The sequence below is a fragment of the Pseudomonas nitroreducens genome (assembly GCF_014204515.1).
GTDB lineage: Bacteria > Pseudomonadota > Gammaproteobacteria > Pseudomonadales > Pseudomonadaceae > Pseudomonas > Pseudomonas nitritireducens_A.
Map to the genome: position 1 here is coordinate 169899 of NZ_JACHLI010000001.1, position 17590 is coordinate 187488.

Genomic DNA, 17590 nt, shown 5'->3' on the forward strand with positions numbered 1-17590 from the left:
GATGGTTGATACCTGGCGCAATGCGGCTGTTCACATTCCCACCGAAGACAAGGAGAAATGGTGCAAGGAAGGTGAAGAATACGAGAGGAAGTTCGTCGAATGCATGAACAAGTACTCCGATATCCAAGTTCAGATTAACCCCAAGAAGCAGCGCGACAAGTACGCCCCTGATTTGCTGGTTCCTGGTTATGGTGAGTGCGACCTTAAAGCACAGAGAACACCATTTTTTACTGCCGCAAAGTTCGGTATACATCCTCGTAACGCTTTTACACTTAACGAGAAGGACGTTATACGTTACCGGCAGATGTACCCCGGTATCGGCATTTTCTTCTGGGTCGACTGGCAGAATCGTGAGTCCAAGGGGCGCAACTACAAGCCGGTGGAGTACAAGTGGGGTGTCTACTACGCCACGATCCGGGAGATCCTCGGGATCATCGATACCGGCTTGGCCAAGCTGCATTCGTACCAGCACCGCCAGGACAGCGCGGAGCACGCCACGCGCAACAAGCGAGGCATGAACGATGACGGGAATGCCAAAGGTAGTTACGTGCTGAGTGTGGAGTGGATAACTCCAATTCTTTTCAGTAAAGACGATCCCTGGGTCTAATAGACTCTTGAAAGAGGTCAACTATAACGATTGTTGACCTCTTTTTTTACCGATTGTATATTGGGTCATCTGACATTAAGTCAGCGCCATAAAAATAATAATAGAGGCGAACATTGATGACCTTCAGAGCTGAGGTCAGGGAGCTCATTGCAGCTACCTTTCCGACCATCTCCACGAAAGAGCAACGCGACATCAACATCGCCAGCCGCCTGTATGGCTGGGATGGAAAGGGCGGTTGCAGCCTTCAAATCGCCGGTCAGGAATTCAACCTGACCCGCGAACGTGTCCGCCAAATCGCAGGCGAAGTCGCCGAGAAGATGAAGGCGAAGGCGCCGGAAGTCTTGAAGACGGTTCCGGGCCTACTGCAGTACATCCACCAACTGATCCCCGCCAGCGCATCCCGCGTAGAATCCGAGCTCTCCGGCCATGGCCTGGGCGAAGATCGCGTGGAAGGCGTGATCAAGAGCGCCACGCTGTTCTTCAAGGTCGGCGACAACCTCAAGCTGGGCGACCACATCCGTGTGGGCGTCGAGAATGGCGTGCGCTACGTGACACCGCCTGACATGGAAGGCACTGCCACCAGGATCTCGGCCAAAGCGCAGAAGATCGTCACTCACGTGGGCATGGTACATGTCAACGAACTACTCCCCCTGACGCCGGCCCTGTCGGAAGAGAGCGCCCTGGCGTTCATCCGCGATGTGCTGGGCTCTCGTTCCGATGCCCACTGGCTGGATGAGGAGTGCAACTGGGTGTGGCTGAGCGATGCGCCCAGAAACAGGCTGATCACCTGCCTCCACAAGATGCTCCACGTGTACTCCAGCACTACCCTGGAAAACATCGTGGCCGGGGTGAACCGCTACTTCCGCAAAGATGCCGAGAAAGACGCCCCTGCGACCAAGCTTGAAGCGCCGCTGGAGATCCTGGGCAAGATGATCAACGCCTGGGGTGAGGCAACCGTCTCCGAAGCCGGCATCGTCCGCAAGACAGCTACCTTCCACGCAGTGAAGCAACCGACCGAGTACGAAGTGCTGCTCGTGAAGGAGATCATGGCCAAGCCTGAGAAGATCGCCAGGGAGAAAGAGCTGGAGAACGCTCTGGTGCCGCTGGTCGATGGCAAGCCGCACCCGCACAAGCACCGCTTCAGCATCCAGCTGAACTACTCACCGCTGGTGTGCAAAGGCGCCAAGCGGGGCGAGTACGTGGCAACTGGGGTGATCTGATCCCCCAGAACGCAAAAGGCCTGGAGTGATCCAGGCCTTTTTGTTTACAGCCCCTGGGAGGGCCTACCTTGCAGCGAGACAGCCACCCTGCATCTCGACACCCATTCCAGGGCGTTCGCGCGGTGGTGGGGCAGGGAGGGGCTTTCTGAGCCCAAAAGCTTGCTCCCGCAGAACTGCTTCTTCCCGAGAGTCTTCAACGCACTGGGTGCCGCAACGCGCCACGCGCTCCTGGTCGGCGAATAGTGCGCGCAGCATGTACGGGTTCGGATGGCGGTTGATCGCCGGCTCCAGGTACTCCATCGCAGAGCACAGGCGTCCGTCCTTCAGGTGGAAGTAGACCATCAAGGCGCGCCGGGCGTGACGCGCCTTGGAGGCTTCGTCAGATGGGAGGTCTGCCGGGGTGACATGCAGCCACTCCTTCGCAATTGCCTCGGTATGCGCCGGGCGCGGCAGTTCTGCCCAGCCGCCGGCATCGCCAGACATCAGTCGTTCGTAGGCTTGGAGCCAGGCCTGCGCACGCTGGCGCAGAGGAGGGGCGATCATATCCATTCGGTTGCACACCACAGCAGGGAGAGCCCAGACCAACTGGTCACAGGCCAGGAAGGGCCGGATGGTAGGAGGTAGACACTGGAGTGTCAATTAGCTGAAAATTGCGCGCTTAGACCAGATGCTAGGAGCACCCGTGGCTAGCCCCAAATTGATGAAAATTCCGCAGGAAGTCATCAACCGACTGATTGCGCAGCAAGACATCGTCTCCCTCATTGGCAAGTACCTTCCCCTGAAGAAGGTTGGTGTCGACTTCGTAGCCCTGTGCCCATTTCACAAGGAACGATCACCTTCGTTCACGGTGATTCCGAAGAAGCAGTGCTACTACTGCTTTGGTTGCGGCGCCGGGGGCAACGCCATGGTCTTCCTCCAGGACTACACCGGTAAAGGATTCCTCCCGATCCTCATGGAGATGGCGGAGGAGTGCAACGAAGACATCACGCCGTTCCTGAAGTCATCCCAGGAAGGCCAGCTGGCCCTGGCGATCAACCAGGCCATGCAGGAGGCTGGCAATTACTTCGAAAACGAGCTTTGGGAAACAGAGAACCAGGTTGGCCTGGATTACCTGTTCGACCGTGGATTCAGTGAGCCTGTCATCAAGCTCTACAAGATGGGCTACGCCGGCTTCAGCAAAGACATCATGAGCGCGTTGAGCGAGCACGAACCGGCCCTGATCAGCTCGGGCGTTTTCGCGAAAAACGACCGTGATGAGGTCTACTCGGCCTTCCGTGACCGAATTGTGCTTCCCATCCGAGATGCGCGAGGCAAGATCATCGCGCTGAGCGGCCGCACGCTGAAAGGCGACGTGAAGCCCAAGTACCTCAACTCGAAGGAAACGGCACTGTTCTCGAAGAACAACGTGCTGTACGGGCTACACGAAGCACTAGCCGTGGCGGCGTTGGACAAGCTCGAAGAGCTCCGCGTCGTTGAAGGCCAGCTCGATGTTGTTGCTCACCGCATGATCGGTTTGGACGCGGTAGCAGCAATGGGTTCCTCACTGTCTGTCCCACAGATGCGCCTGCTGGTGCGACACGCCAAGAAGGTGCTGTTCGTCTACGACGGCGACAAGGCCGGCCGTAAGGCACTGGTAAACGCATGCACCATCCTCCTGGAGAACCTGGCGGATCACTCGGTTGTCTTCGAGGTCGCGACGCTCCCGGAGGGGCAAGACCCAGACAGCATGATCAAAGCTGATCCCGAGGCCTACAAGGAAGCCACCGAGCAGCGTATCCCCTGGCTCGAGGCTCTGTTCACCAAACTTGAGGAGTACGAGAGCCTACAAGCAGCAGGGCCTGCAGAGGTTGGCCGGGCACGGATGGATTACGCGTCTGCCGCGCTGAGCATCATCCACGGAGCGCGCGATCCGCTCCTGAAGTTCCAAGCTGTCGAGACGGTGTCCCGGATTGCCGACATCCCAGTGGAAGTGCTCAATGATCAGCTGCTGAAGATCCCGCTCAGCATGTCCGGGATTGCAGCCAAGCAGATCGATAAGCTGGTAGTCACCATGCCTATCCGGCTGGCGCGGATGCTGTGGGATGATCCGAAGTATGCTGCCGACATCGAGTACCTGGATGTCTGGAAGGAAGAGGGGGACGAGCTGACCGTTACCATGGCGAACTGGATCGAAGACATGCGCCAGGGTGTCTACGACCTGGAGCTCAGCGACGAGCAGATCCAAACCATTGCGAACAAGCCGTACCAGGAAGAGAGGTTCCGGCAGGACAACCGGGAACAGGGCGCCATGCAGGCGTTTGGCAACATTCTGGGTCTTCTTCCCAAGGACATTACCCAAACGATCATGGCTGAAGAGCCAGAGACGGGGAATAACACCGCCTTTGCACTGGCCATGACGATCACCTCCCTGTGTGCAGGAAAAGCAATGGAGCGCATCCAGCGCCAGGCCGGCATGAACATGCTCTCGGATGGCGATAGGGAGTATTTCCGCAAAATGATGGAAATTCGGCGTTCAGCAATTGCGCGAAGTAAGACAATTACTTTGTAATTGTGCATAGAATGGAGGAATAAGGGGAGATGAGCATGTTCAACGAGCTGTCCAAGAAAATGCAGGACAACCTGCGTAAATTCGGGATTGATGAGCCATGGCAGCTCCTGTTCAGCCTCCCCAAGAACTACGACGATTTCACCAAGCCGGCACTATTGTCGGATTGCTTGAAACTGGATGTGGGAGACGGGTTCTACATCCAGGCCATGGTCTCCGGGGTTAGAACAAACACTGAGGTCGAGCAAGACAAGCGGAGCAAGGGCCAAGACGTCAAAGTCGCTGCACGCCCGTATTTGAAGATTGATGTCACTGATGGTGTGACCACGAAGTCCCCCCTGCACTTTGGATTCCAAGAGCCGTGGCTCAACGTCAAAAAACACCAACTCGGCAAGATCATCCAGCTCAGCGGAAGGATCGGCTCCTACAAAGGAGAAAACACCCTTGAGAACCTGAACCTCGTCCCTTACGAGGAGCAGGGCAAGATCAACCCCCGCTATAGGGGAAAAAAGGGGCTGATCGCTGAAGGCACCATCGCAGAGCTGACCAAGATTGCACTTCTGCACAGCGTCGATGATGCAGCTAAGAAGATCTGCGAGACACTCGGCGAGGACGAGGCCAAAGTCCTCAGGAGCTGCGGCATAAAGTTCAACAGCCTGAAGCACCTGATCACCACGCTTCACATGCCCAGGACTTCGGAAGACCTCAGCAAGGCCCTCAATGGCGCCAGGAGGCTCAATGCCTACCTGGGCATCCGGCAGGCCATGGAGTCGACTATTCGCAAGCCTGTGCCCTCTGCAGCCGTCCCAATCGACAAGGAACTGATCAAGAGCCTGGTCGACCGCCACCCGTTCACCCCAACCGGCGATCAGCGCCGGGCGATCTGGGAGATGATCAAAGGGATGTCGCAGAACGTGCCCATGGACATGCTGCTGAGCGCTGACGTGGGTAACGGCAAGACCATGGCATTCGGTATTGGCGCGGCTTATATGGCTTCGCAAGGCAAGAACGTGGTTATTCTCCTCCCAAACGCCGCCCTGGCCAACCAGGTGTATGACGAGATCAGCAGCTGGTATCCGGAGCTCAAAATGCACCTGGTGCAGAAGGGCTTCAAAGGGACGGTTGAAGAGGGCTCCATCCTAGTCGGCACCAGTGCAGTCAACTCCTGGTTGAAGAAGAACCCGGAGTGGCGCGTGCACATGGCAATCACCGACGAACAGCAGAAGATGGGCGTGCTGCAGCGTCAGGAAATCAGCAAGGAGTACACCCACATCCTTGAGGCAACGGCCACACCGATTCCTCGGACGATGGCACAGACTCTTTTTGGCAACAAATCCGTCTGCTTCATCGAAGACAGCCCGGTTAAGAAGGAAATTGCAACCCACCTGATGGGTAATACCTTCCCCGAGCGCCGCAAGGTCATGGATCTCCTGGAGAAGGCCCTGGCGGACGGTAACAAGATCGCCGTCATCTACCCCTTGGTGGCGGAGAAGCAGGCCCATTACTACCACATCGCCGCGCAGAGTCTAAAAGAGGCCGAGAAGATCGCTGCGATGCTCAAGAAGACCGGTACGAGCATCAAGGATGTGACTGGAGTCGCGGATGCCCCTGATCTCCTGAAGCGCCTGGATGCCGACCGCGATACAGGGTTCGTTGTGGAGGTGCATGCAGAGGATATCGCCCAAGAGCGAATCCAGCAGCGATTTGATGAGTACCTCAAAGAGAATGCCTCCCTGGTGACGTACTTGGGCTCCCTGGTGGATGAGGCCCTCGTCCAGAAGAACCGGGCAACCATTGAGGCCGGCGCCAGGATGTGGGAAGCCAAGCACCCCGGTAGGGTGAAAGTCCTGCACGGCCGTGCTGACGAAGATGAAAAGACACGCGTTATCAAAGAGATGAACGCCGGCAACGGGGACATCCTGGTAGCTACAACCCTGGTTGAGATCGGCGTGACCATCGACAAGCTAGTGTGCCTGGTCGTTGTGGACGCAGAGAACTTGGGTGCATACACCTTGCACCAGTTGAGGGGACGGCTAGTCCGCAAAGGCGGGAAGGGCGACTTCTACATGCTCGCAGGGTCGAAGCTGGAAGACCTGTCTGACACCGCCCGTGACCGTCTACGCTTGCTGATCAAGTACACCAAGGGCTCCGACATCGCTATGCACGACATGGATCAGCGTGGGTTCGGCAGCTTCAAGGAGGGCGGCAAGCAGAACGGCTTCACCGACGGCCTGTTCCCAGGCCTCAAGCTGTCCGCCAGTGAGTTGGAGAATTTCCTGCAGGAAGTCAGCGCCGAGATTAAGGCCCGTAACAACAATACGTCGCTGAGCCTCTAATATGACCAAAATGTAAGCCGGCGACTCAATCCCAAGTAGGAAGTTCAAAATATTTTTGAACAAATTGCCGGTTAGGTTGTCATGTCAATTGCTCAGAATGTTCAACAGAGGGGGCTCCCACGTGGAACCCCCTCTTTTTAGCGGGTTATTGGCGGCCTCAAAAGCGGAAGCCATTCTTCCGCAGGCCAATGGCTGCGGGGTCTGCAGATGGTCTGACCAGTCCCGGCGGGCACGCAGGCATTTCAGACAATTCTTATGGAATCCTTGCCCACAGGCGTGATCTCATTTCTGGGAAAAGGTTCGCAAAAGCGCCTGTAAACCGACGAAAGCTGGCGTCGGAAAGATGGCACTAAGGCCGAACTGTGACGTATGTCCGTTTGTTACCCGGTGTGTGTCAATTGATGAACAAAGGAAGGCGGCGGAATATGCGAAAATTGCGTCAATGAGATTGACAGCTTGTCAATTTATCAATAATGTTCACCCTACCGATATCCAACACACCCTGCTTACCTGATGAGCGCATTCTCAATTCACGACACCAAGGAGGTGACGCATGACTGAGACCAGGGACGAAATCGCAATCGCAGCAATCACTTCTGCCCAACTGCTGCGCGAGCCGCTCGCCGAGCTCGAAAACACCGCAAGCGGACTGCAAGTCGTAGTCGAGAGCCTGCTGGGAAATACCCCGCGCCCGGCCACCGACCTGCCCCTGGACAAGGCTCGCACCGAACTCCTCAAGCTGAACAGCGAGCTGAATTCGCTGCGCGCTGATCACGAGGGCTTGCTGGCCCTGAAATTCGCCGAGCCGTCCGAGCACGAAGGCCTGGAAGAAGTCGCCATTGCCCGTACCAAGGTCGGCGACATCTACTTCTTCATCGAACAGCTGGCAGACCAGGTGAAGATGTGTGCCGCTCAGCTGCCGAAAGACAGCCCGATCCTGGATCGCGTCGACGACACCCTGGAAGAGCTGAACGGTGGCCTGAAACAGTGCCGCGCCGTGATGCGCGCTCTGCCTGAACTGGGCATGAGCTTCAGCGACTTCAAGCCGATGTCCAAGACTGCACGCCGCAAACTGGGCAAGGCCGGTCGTCCGAGTGCTCCGCTGGAAGCTCAGATCTCCCGCGCCCAAGCTGCTGTCGACGACATGCTGAAGTACATCATTGCCGTGTCCGGTGGTCAGATCAAGACCCTGGAGCAAGCACTGAAAGGTGTTACCCCCAGCCGTCGTGGTCGCCCCGCTACCAGCCCGATGGGTCGACTGGAGCGCGAAATTCTGCGCGAAGTGCAAGACCTGGAACGCCTGAGCGCCGAAGAGAACGACAGCCGCGAGCACCTGCAGAAACTGGAGCGCCGCCGCAAGAAGATTGCTCGTCTGCGCCAGGAAGTGCAGGAGCTCGAAAGCGAGCTGGTTGGCGAAGACAAGGTCATGCGCACGCTGGAGAAGCTGCGCTTCGAGCACGACCAGCTGCGTACTGCTGAATATGCAGCTACTGGCGATGAGCAGTTGAAGATCCTGATGCTCATCCTGGAAAACGAGCGCCAACAGCTGATCGCCGCAGAAGAGCTGCGCGCGTACAAGCCGGACATCCGCGTGAGCGTCCCTCACAAGGTCAATCCTGGCCACACTCGCTCTCAGATCGAGCGCCTGCGTATGACCGGTAAGCTCAAAGAGGCCGATCTCCAGCGCCTGGCCGACTACGAAAAGCAAATCGAGCAGTTCGGCAGCTAAGCCAGACCGCTTAAACAAAAAAGGGCACCCGATGGGTGCCCTTTTTCATTTGCGACGACTTACTTGTCCTGGCGCTGGGTTTTTACCCTTACCTCAGCCACCGGCTTTTTCAGCCAGTAGAAGCTCATCCAGTAGCTCAAGGTGAGCAGATCGCCGAAAAGTCGTGCATCCCTACGGCTACGGTAGATATGCACGCCTAGCCAGACGAGGAGGGCGCCCAGGACGATGAGTGTGTAAGAGCCCCACATGGGCATCAGCTCGATCCGGCCGTTGGCCAGCAACCGCATGCCGATCTCCTGCAGGTTGGCGTTCCAGCCCTCGTTGTTGGCAATGTCGACCCAGATCAGCGGCATAGCCGACTTCGCGATCAACGGGAAGAACGCGAAAACCATGGCTGCAGCGCCAAGGATACCCAAGGCCACGGCATAACCGATTCGCCACTTCGCGCGCTGATCTACCGCGCGCGCATAGCTCAGCTGATCTTCATCAACGAAGCTTCGGCTGTGTTTATGAACCCCATCAGACAAGATCCACCTCCAGGTAGTGATGCAACGAACGAGTTAAGCTCCAGATAGGCTACCAGGCTGTCGTTCCGATAGCGCGGGCCTTGGTTGGTCTGGCCGGAGCTGAGCATGATCAAGCGGTTGCCGAGCTCTAGGACGGGCTCTGGCAGGCTATCCGGGGTCTCGCCGGCAATCTCGGTCTGAAAACCCGAGATCGACAGCAGAATATCCGGATTGGGAAAGCTCCTTTCTGTAACAATTACACGAGAAGCCTTGAGTCCGGGCAGGCGGCCCTCGAAGCCACGAAGCAGCGTCATGGGCTCACCATCGCGCACCAGGAGGTCAGCCTTGAGGCGTTTCCATTGGCAACCCTCAGGAAGGGGCCTGGAAGCGCATACAGCAATGCCTTCGGCCGTTTCCACCTCGATGGCCAGGGGCAGTGCTTCCAGCGCACCACGCAGCGCCTCTCGGGCGCCTTCATCGAGCAGGTTCATCCACTGACCGACCAAAGAAGCAACCTTTTGCCCGGAAAGGCGAGTCAGCATTGCCAGTTCATTCAAGCCGGCGACCGCTTTAACCCAGGGCTTTGAAAGCCAATTGGAGGCTTCCTTCGACGTGTATGTGAATCCGAGGAAATTACCGTTCAGGATCAGAAGATCTTTCTTCGCATCGAAGTCGACTTTTTCAACCAATTTGCTTAGGGCAGCAAAATTGCCAAAAAGATCGCTGACAACTAGAACCCTTGAATATTGGGCGCTGGAAATTGACAGGACTCGCACGTATCCACCTGTTATCTGATCTATAACGGAGATCCGCGCGGCATCGCATACCACTCATTGGAGCAAGCTCCTATGATGGCGGCGAGGAGAAGCCATGCAGCGCGAAAACCACTACGTGTATCAGCCCATCGTGGACATGCAGAGCCTAGCGCTGGTGCGTTATGAGGCGCTGCTGAGAGTTGCGGGAGTGTGCAATATCGAGGAGTACATCAAAGGCCTCGAGCACACTGGCGCAATTATCGATCTAGATCTGATGACCCTACGAACGGTCATCAGCGAGGCTGAGGCTATTGCTCACCCTAAACCGACTCCTGTCGCGGTAAATATATCAGCGATCAGTCTTTCTGACTCCCTTTTTCAGAGAAAGGCGATTGATGTACTGATGAATCGAAAGAGCAGAGTTGTTCTTTCCCTGGAAATTACAGAAACGGCGCCAATTAAGAACCTGAACCTCGCCATGCTTTTCATCCATAAATTGCACCGTGCCGGCTGCACTGTCGGCATGGATGACTACGGCGAAGGTCACGCCAACCTGGAGCTAATCGACGACCTGGGCCTGGACTACATCAAGCTAGCTTCGTCGCTCACGATCAACCTTGAAACCAGCAGTGCGGCCAGGAACCTGTGCCGGCACGCGATCATTGCCGCAGACGAGAAGTGCATCGACGTCGTCGCCGAGCACATCGACAAGGTCAGCCAGTACACCTTGCTTCGAGAAATGGGTATACACCAGGGACAAGGCTGGTTGTTTGCCAAGGCCGCTCCAAAGCTCACCGACGTCGATGGCTTCGAATCCTACCTACGGAAGCAATTCCTGCCGTAAAGCCCAGGAAGGGGCCCTGCAGGGGCTTCCAGACACAAAAGAAAAGGCCGGCTAACGCCGGCCTTGTCATTTCAGCCTTCAGGGCTCCATCGAGTCAGAGGGGCTGGAGGTAGATCGCTTGGGCTTCTTCTTGAACTCCACCCCGAAGTGGTTCTCCAGGATGTCCATCATGAGTGCGAAGGCCTTGGGGCTTTTCTCTGCCATCTTAGCCCGGCCGGTGCCTATGCCCTCCTCAGGGAAGACCAGGGTTTTACCCTGGCGACCCAGCTTGAAGAGCTCACGCAACCTACTTTTTACCAGCTCAATCTCCTCCTCCTTGTCGGAGAAGAACGAGCTGGCCGCGTTGGAGGGCGCCACCTTGGTTGGCACACCGAAGGCATTGGGTTCGTCCCGGATCACGGCCTGGCCGGCGCCGGGAGCTTTGCCCTTACCTACCGTGTTGTCCCCAAAGACGAAAATGTCATTGGGGGCCTTTCGGCACTCATCGGCGGTGTAGGTTTTCACGTAACGGATTTTGAAGCCCATTTTGTTCACTTCTGGATTATCGGCGTCCTGAGCCTGACCCTGGCCTAGCTGACCCCCTGGCAGAGCCCCCGGAGGACTTACTGCCGGCTGAGCCGCCAGACGAGGAACCGCTCTTGGAATCCTTGGCATGCTTATCCAAGAATTGCTTACAAGCGGCGTAGCTTTCAAGCACTTCAGGCCCAGGCTTCTGATCGTCAGCCAGCCTCTCTATGATCTTCTTCGCGAAGTTGATCATCGCCTGCGTCGGCGGATTCTGACCCTTGGCCTTGTCGTAGGCGGTTTTGTGGGCCTCGATGAAGGCGGATACCTTGGAGCGGTCTTTCTTGTCCTCCTCGCCTATCTTGATCCCCAGGGCTGCCTCGATCTTGGACACGTAGTCGATCTGCGCGTCACTCGGAGCACCCGGCGCACCGCCGGCCTCCCCAGGTGCCTTACGCTTGATGCCGTGCTCATCCAGGAAGGCCTGGGCCTTCTTCGGATCAGATAGAGCACCAGACGGAACCTTGATGTTCTTGCGCTTGCAGACCGACTGGATGAGTTCTTTCAGCTTTGGAGTTACGACATCAAGCTCACGCGGAAGAGGGGCGAGGCCCGCGTCCTTGTACTTGTTGTTCATCCAGTGGATGTAGTTCTCGATCTTCGTGATGGTCGCATCGACGAATTTGGCCTGGAACTGGAGGGCCTCAGTATCGTCCTCGATTTCCACCAGCTGGGCCAACTGGCCCTCCCACTCTGCTGTGGTTTCGATCCTGTACATCCACTCGTGCCCGTTGTCGCACTGGTAGCGGATGTACTCATCGCCTTTCGGTTCACAGAAGATGTTCCCCTTGTCGCGCACGTCGATGTAGCCACGGGCACGAAGGTTCGGCAGAACCGTCTCCCTGGTCGAAGGCGTACCGATCCCCTCGGGCTTGTTAACGCCGTCAGCCAAATAGGCACGCATCACCGGGTCGTCGACATACTTGGCCGCTTTAAGCAGCACTTCTTCGAAGGAGCCTTCGTTAAAGCGGTTCGGACACTTCGTCTTACTCTCGACCAGCTCGACTGCGGTGAGCGGGACAGGATCGTTCTTCTCCAGTTTCTGGAGAATGACATCGTCTTTCTTCTTCTCCGGAGGGAAGAAGGCCATGTAGCCAGGATCGATGAGACGGCGGCCCTGAGCTTTAAACACGGCATAGTCATGACCGAGCAGATCCTTCGTGGGAACCGCGATGGTGATCGTCTGGGTCGCTACGGTTGCCGGAGGCAGGTGTGCCTGGACGTAGCGTTTCGCGATCAGCTGGTAAGCAATACGCATGTGCTCGGCTGTGTGCACGATGCGATCCTTTACCTTCATATTCGGTCGCATCGCTGCAAGGGCCGCTGCATCGACCTTGCGGTTCGAAGGAATGATCCCCCAGTGCTCAAGCTTCTTGTTGGGCGGCGCATAAGAATCAGGCAAGAAGGGTTTGTACTGCTGATCCTTGCCATCGTGGATGGCCATGGCCTTGTTCGCCGCTTCCGTGATTCCGGGTACATCCATCACGTTGTTGAAGCGCGAGTTACGCTCTTCGGGCGCGTAGAAGCTCTGCGGAATTTCTTTCTTGTCGGTACGCGCGTAAGAGGTGTAGCCCTGCAGATAGAGGTCTTCGAAGACCGCCTGGGCCTGCTCGCCATTGATCTTCGTGGCCTTGATCAGAAGCGACTTGGCTTCAACCAGGTGGAAGGTGCCATCCGGATTGTCGGACTTGATGGCCTCTTTGTAGTCGATAACGATGGCACGATGGGCGTTTTCCATGAGGCGACGTTTAAAGTCGTCGACCATGGCTTTATCCGCCCACAGCGGTTCATCCAGCTGCTTTTTCTCAGCGTTACCGCGAGGAACCCAAAGGACACCCTTGGGCTGGGAGTCGATGATTTCCTGGGTGACTTTAGGGGCGTACTCGATGTGGGTGAGGGGGGTACCCTTGACGTCGAAGTCACCGAAGATGTTGAAGAACGGCTGTGCGACGAAGTTCTTGATCTTCTGCTCTTGCAGCCAGATCAGATAGAGGGCGGCGCCCTGAACCCGGCCGCTGGAGACAACCGACTCACGCTTATTCCCACGCCCAAGGTAACGACCCATTGCGCCACGGCGGGCCCAGTACGTCATATCCCGAACCAGGTGCATGTAAGCCCGGTCGCAGAGGCCGCGTGCCTCCGCAGAGCGATACCCTGATTTCTTTACATGACCAGGAAGCAGATTCGTGAAGGCCTTGTCGACCGATACCTTGTCGTAGCCTTCAGAGAGCCACAGGCGTTCGACCTTCCCCTTGAAATTGAAATGCTCGATGATCGCCCAGCCGATCCACTCACCCTCTCTATCAGGGTCAGTTGCGATAACGACGCTATCAGCATCCTTCAGGACGCTGCCGATTCGCTTGAGGCGATCCTGAGAAAGCTCCTTGTTGGAGCCATCCGGTTCTTCAATCACCGGAACGGTCTTCACCGCTCTTGGAATAGGTGCGAGGGCGAACGGATTTTCCCACCCGAGGCCTGGCGTGATCTCATCCGGATCCAGGTGCCGGGTAAGATGGCCTCGCGCCCATTGCATGACGTACAGGCGACCTTTGTGCGTACCCTCGTAGCCTCGATTCGTTCTTTGCCAGCCAAGGGCTGCTGCCAGGTCTTTTGCCTGGGGGCCCTTCTCGCAAACTACTGCTGTGTAAGACGACATTTACTCTATAAACCTCAGCTTCTTCTGTCGAGTGTCTATCGTGATGACCCTCGACTCTGGTTGTGCCCTCAAGGAAACCGGCGCCTGGGCGGAGTAGGGGCGGGCTACCGCGCCTGGGTCTGCCTCAATCGCCGCTTCGAGAGCAGCAAGCGAAGGAATCGACGTGGCCACACGAAGGGAGCGACCCCAGTTCGTGGTGCGCCCCAGCGACTCGCTCTCTCTACCGACGCGGATGCCCTCGACAAGGCGCGAATACGCAGTAACGGCCTTTTCGAGGTAAGTGCGTCGGACACTCGGGGTTTTCGAGTGGTAATTGCCGATGGCCACCCAAGCCTTGCCCTCGTTGTCCGTCATGTGACGGGAGAGCAGCCAGGTGCCGGCCATGATGTTCTTGCAGGGGTTGTAGACCAGATCCCGCGCGGTGTACCCGAAACGACGGAAAATATCGACCAGGTGGGTCGTGTTGATCTGCATCGGGCCCATGTCGAACGAATTGTCGGTGTTCTTGCGGATCGTGCCGATCTGCCCGCCCTCTACGGCCAGGACAGTCTTGGTCATAATCGGGGCGACATTCGGGAACTGGGCCTGGGCCACCGCGATGCACTGGTTGATCTGCATCAGGTCGAGCGGGACTTCGGGAGGTAGATCAGCCACTGGAGTTACCTTTGGCTGCCTTCCGGGCGCTCGGCGATCTGGTTTTCACCTTGCTGGAGGACTTCGTACCGGTCTCGTAGATCTCGATCCCATGGATGTCCTTCATCAAGCGCTTTTTCTGCAGGTACTCGCGGGTGCGGAAGCCTTTGAAGTCCTCAACAACTTCCCGGCCCTTCTCGGTGTACACGAAGTCCGCGATGTAGGTGGAGACCAGGCAGTCGCCGATCTGAAGGGGATAGCGCACCTGGCGGCGTAGATCACTGATCACCCCGGCGCGCTCGAGCAACTGCAGGTCGAGGAAGCGCTTGTACTCGCCCTTGGAGTCGAAATACCCCTCAGGCGCATTCACCGGCTCGGCCTTGAACTTGCTCTTGCCCTTTCCACCCTTGCCTTTCTTCTCCTCCGGCCCTGCGGCCGCCAGCACCTGCCGAAAATCGGCCGCACTGATCCGGGTGACGCTCGCATCGAGCTTCACATTCCGGAAGGAGACCGCTGTCACTCGTCGAGTTCCCCGAACATCGCAGAGCTCACCAGCGGGCGGCCGGCGTTGCGTAGCCTGGCGTTCTCACGGTCTTCCCAGTCCTTGGCGCAGTCTTTGTCGCACCAGCGCTTGGGAGCGGGCAGGGGGTGTTCGCAGTTGAGGCACTCGCCCGTGTAGGCGGGGCCTTTCTCGCTCTTTCCGCGAGCATTCGCCAGGCTTACGTCGAGAAAAAGTTGCTCGACGTCGGAAGCCATATCCGATTCGTTTGCCATCACTACAGCCTTGAAACAGAGGGGTTGAACAGCTCAGTCGTGCAATTTATGCAAAAAAGAGAGTGTGTCCACTCAGTTTTTCATCTAAATTTTGGCGCGTCAATATACGAACAATTGCAGCTCCACGACCGTCGATGCCATGATGGAGGGAGCCAAGGAATCACATTTAAGGTGCGCACGTGAGCAAGCCGCAGACCACGCACGAGAAGCTTTTGCAGCTCCCGGAAGAGGAACGCCGGGCTTACTTGCTGTCCGACCTTAACCCCGAGCAGTACGAGGCCGCGACCACCATTGAGGGCGCGGTGCTCAACCTTGCCCCGCCCGGCGGCGGCAAGACCAAGACCATGACCAGCCGCGCGGCGAACATGCTCTTGTCCGGCATTCTGCCGAGCAACCTGCTAATGATGACCTTCACCAACGAAGGGGCCGCCGAGCTGAAGACCCGCCTGGAAAACATGGTGGGGCCCAATGCCCAGCACATCACCGCCGGCACCTTCCACAGCATCATCTTCCGACACATCCTTCAGAACTACGCCGACCACGAGTACCTGAAGAGCATCGACCTCAACATGGCCGAGTGCGTCATCCTGGATGACAAGGAGAGCAAGACGCTCTTCGATGAAGCCATCAAGTCCCTGGACGAGACTTCTCAGGAGCTTCTGAAGGAGTCCGACTGGGCAAAGCGTATACCCAAGGAAATGGCTGCCGCCCGCGCACACGGCAAAGACGTAGAACGCTTCAAGCAGGATATGCTGGGCAATGGCGACGAAAACGAGATGCTGTACCGCATCACGGTCGACGTCTGGCGTGCCTACACCAAGCTGTGCAGGGATGCCGGCGGCATCGACTTCGACGACATCCTGGTCGTAGCGAAGAACCTGCTACAGAAAGACCCGAACGTATCGTTCGAGCTGGCGCAGAAGTGGAAGTACATCATGCTCGACGAGTATCAGGACACTAACCCTGTCCAGATGAAGATCGTCGACGAGATCGCTCAGCACCACGGCAACCTCTACGCAGTGGGTGACGACAAGCAGTCGATCTATGGTTTCCGTGGTTCGGACATCGAAGTGATCATGGGCTTCATCCGTCGCTACCCACACGCCAAGCTCATCGAGATGAACCGGAACTACCGGTCGACGCCGAACATCCTGGCGGCGGCAAACGCCCTGGCGGCCTGCATGACCCGGAAGCTCGGAGAGGGCTTCATGGTACCCGGCGATGAAAAGCGCTGGAGGGACACCCAGGGCCAGGAAGTTGCCATGGTCAGCTTCGAGCGTCAGCAGGATGAAGCGGAGGTCGTCGTTGCTGCGATCAAGCGCGACATCGCTCGTGGCCAGAAACCCAAGGACATTGCCATCCTATACCGCTCGAGGACTTGCAAGGACGACATCGAGAAAGAACTGGTCAAGCAAGGCGTCGAGTACCGTATCTCCGGTGACATCAGCTTCTTCCAGCGTGCCGAGGTCAAGAACGTCGTTGCGCTGCTGCGCACCACTTACCGCCCGTGGGATTCAATGGCAGTTCTGCGCGTGCTGGATAACACCAGCTTCGGAGTATCGGGCATGGCCGCCAAGAAGGCCATGAAGCCCAAAGCCGGCGAGAAGGGCAGGACTGCCATGGCCTACCTAGAAGAGTGCGCCACCAAAGTCCGCGCGGACAAAACACCAACGGCCGTCGCCGAGAAGGTCGGCCCGTTCATCAAGTCCATGCGTTCCATTCGCCAACTTGCCGCCCTGGGCGAGGACGTTGAGTACCTCCGGGGTGCCTTTGAGCGCCTGTGGCAGTACTACATGCTCCCGAACCTGAAGCGCGCGGCTTCCAAAGACGATGACGCCATCGACAGCGCAGTCGAATCGCGCATGCTGAACGTGCAGCACCTGCTCGACCGCTTCTATGGCGAAGTAGAAAAGGGCCGCAAGCCAGAAGATATCCTGGACGAGCTGTCCTTGTTGGGTGAGGCCACCCGCGACAACTCGGCGAACCCAGATGAGTCCATCCAACTGATGACCATGCACGCCTCCAAGGGTAAGGAGTTCCCGCATGTGTACGTGGTGGGCTTCGACCGTGACTCGACCCCCGGAGAAGAGCCCTCTGAAGAGGATATGGAGGAAGAGCGCCGGATCGCATTCGTAGGGATCACCCGCGCCATGGAAAAGCTAGTGATGACCTACCCCAAGCTCAAGTACAAGCACGGTGGTGAGGTGAAAACTACAGCTTCCCCCTGGGCTATTGAGATTGCGGAGGGCACCGGCAAGCCTATTCAGAACTGGCGCCGGCCGGCGCCGAAGAGGGAGTCCTCCGGGCCATCGGTCTACTGACGTACCTCAGATCACGGTAACCACACCCCATCGCAAAGAGCCGGAGACGGCTCTTTCGTTTTGATCCCAACCAGCACTTTCCCTGTAAAGGACGCTTGAA

General features: G+C 57.4%; 15 protein-coding genes. 7 read left to right on the forward strand and 8 right to left on the reverse strand.

Features of this window, described 5'->3' with window-relative positions:
- Position 1: 1 nt before the first annotated feature.
- The gene (locus tag HNP46_RS00935) at positions 2–607 is read left to right on the forward strand and encodes a hypothetical protein (RefSeq protein WP_184585630.1); all 606 of its coding nucleotides are present in this window, start codon (positions 2–4) and stop codon (positions 605–607) included.
- Positions 608–723: 116 nt separating this feature from the next.
- Complete coding sequence (locus HNP46_RS00940) at positions 724–1827, forward strand: hypothetical protein (protein WP_260403054.1); 1104 nt, start codon at positions 724–726, stop codon at positions 1825–1827.
- Positions 1828–1890: 63 nt separating this feature from the next.
- Here the strand turns inward: HNP46_RS00940 and HNP46_RS00945 are convergent, their stop codons facing one another.
- Positions 1891–2376 carry a hypothetical protein gene (locus HNP46_RS00945; RefSeq protein ID WP_184585632.1) on the reverse strand — a complete coding sequence of 162 codons (486 nt, stop codon included), beginning with the start codon at positions 2374–2376 and terminating at the stop codon, positions 1891–1893.
- A 133-nt stretch (positions 2377–2509) separates the two neighbouring features.
- Between HNP46_RS00945 and dnaG the strand changes: the two genes are divergently transcribed.
- The 3 genes from dnaG (at position 2510) to HNP46_RS00960 (ending at position 8437) form a co-directional block, all read left to right on the forward strand.
- Entirely contained in the window at positions 2510–4375 is a 1866-nt protein-coding gene (gene dnaG, locus HNP46_RS00950; protein WP_184585633.1) for a DNA primase, read from the forward strand.
- Between the two features lie 35 nt (positions 4376–4410).
- Positions 4411–6708, forward strand: a complete 2298-nt coding sequence (locus HNP46_RS00955; RefSeq protein ID WP_184585634.1) for a DEAD/DEAH box helicase — start codon at positions 4411–4413, stop codon at positions 6706–6708.
- Between the two features lie 553 nt (positions 6709–7261).
- Entirely contained in the window at positions 7262–8437 is a 1176-nt protein-coding gene (locus HNP46_RS00960) for a hypothetical protein (RefSeq protein ID WP_184585635.1), read from the forward strand.
- A gap of 59 nt (positions 8438–8496) precedes the next feature.
- Here the strand turns inward: HNP46_RS00960 and HNP46_RS00965 are convergent, their stop codons facing one another.
- Both HNP46_RS00965 and HNP46_RS00970 read right to left on the reverse strand, forming a co-directional pair.
- Complete coding sequence (locus HNP46_RS00965; protein WP_184585636.1) at positions 8497–8964, reverse strand: hypothetical protein; 468 nt, start codon at positions 8962–8964, stop codon at positions 8497–8499.
- Positions 8910–9719: a hypothetical protein gene (locus HNP46_RS00970; RefSeq protein ID WP_184585637.1), complete on the reverse strand. Its 810-nt coding sequence runs from the start codon at positions 9717–9719 to the stop codon at positions 8910–8912. Before HNP46_RS00970 ends, HNP46_RS00965 begins: the two co-directional genes overlap by 55 nt.
- A 94-nt stretch (positions 9720–9813) precedes the next feature.
- On the opposite strand from HNP46_RS00970, the gene HNP46_RS00975 reads away from it, so the two are divergent.
- On the forward strand, positions 9814–10542 hold the full coding sequence (locus HNP46_RS00975) for an EAL domain-containing protein (protein WP_184585638.1): 729 nt from the start codon (positions 9814–9816) through the stop codon (positions 10540–10542).
- Positions 10543–10620: 78 nt separating this feature from the next.
- On the opposite strand, the gene HNP46_RS00980 is transcribed toward HNP46_RS00975, so the two are convergent.
- From HNP46_RS00980 to HNP46_RS01000, 5 genes are read right to left on the reverse strand one after another with little or no spacing between them, the layout of a single operon-like run.
- Positions 10621–11067, reverse strand: coding sequence for a hypothetical protein (locus HNP46_RS00980; RefSeq protein WP_184585639.1), 447 nt, complete (start codon positions 11065–11067; stop codon positions 10621–10623).
- 16 nt (positions 11068–11083) lie between these two features.
- Positions 11084–13762: a DNA topoisomerase gene (locus tag HNP46_RS00985; protein WP_184585640.1), complete on the reverse strand. Its 2679-nt coding sequence runs from the start codon at positions 13760–13762 to the stop codon at positions 11084–11086.
- Positions 13763–14416, reverse strand: a complete 654-nt coding sequence (locus HNP46_RS00990; protein WP_184585641.1) for a lytic transglycosylase domain-containing protein — start codon at positions 14414–14416, stop codon at positions 13763–13765. It lies immediately after the preceding gene.
- Positions 14409–14915 carry a DUF1064 domain-containing protein gene (locus HNP46_RS00995; RefSeq protein ID WP_311771786.1) on the reverse strand — a complete coding sequence of 169 codons (507 nt, stop codon included), beginning with the start codon at positions 14913–14915 and terminating at the stop codon, positions 14409–14411. Before HNP46_RS00995 ends, HNP46_RS00990 begins: the two co-directional genes overlap by 8 nt.
- The gene (locus HNP46_RS01000; RefSeq protein ID WP_184585642.1) at positions 14912–15151 is read right to left on the reverse strand and encodes a hypothetical protein; all 240 of its coding nucleotides are present in this window, start codon (positions 15149–15151) and stop codon (positions 14912–14914) included. The genes HNP46_RS00995 and HNP46_RS01000 overlap by 4 nt, the downstream gene beginning before the upstream one ends.
- Positions 15152–15348: 197 nt before the next feature.
- On the opposite strand from HNP46_RS01000, the gene HNP46_RS01005 reads away from it, so the two are divergent.
- Complete coding sequence (locus HNP46_RS01005; RefSeq protein ID WP_184585643.1) at positions 15349–17490, forward strand: ATP-dependent helicase; 2142 nt, start codon at positions 15349–15351, stop codon at positions 17488–17490.
- Positions 17491–17590: the final 100 nt, after the last annotated feature.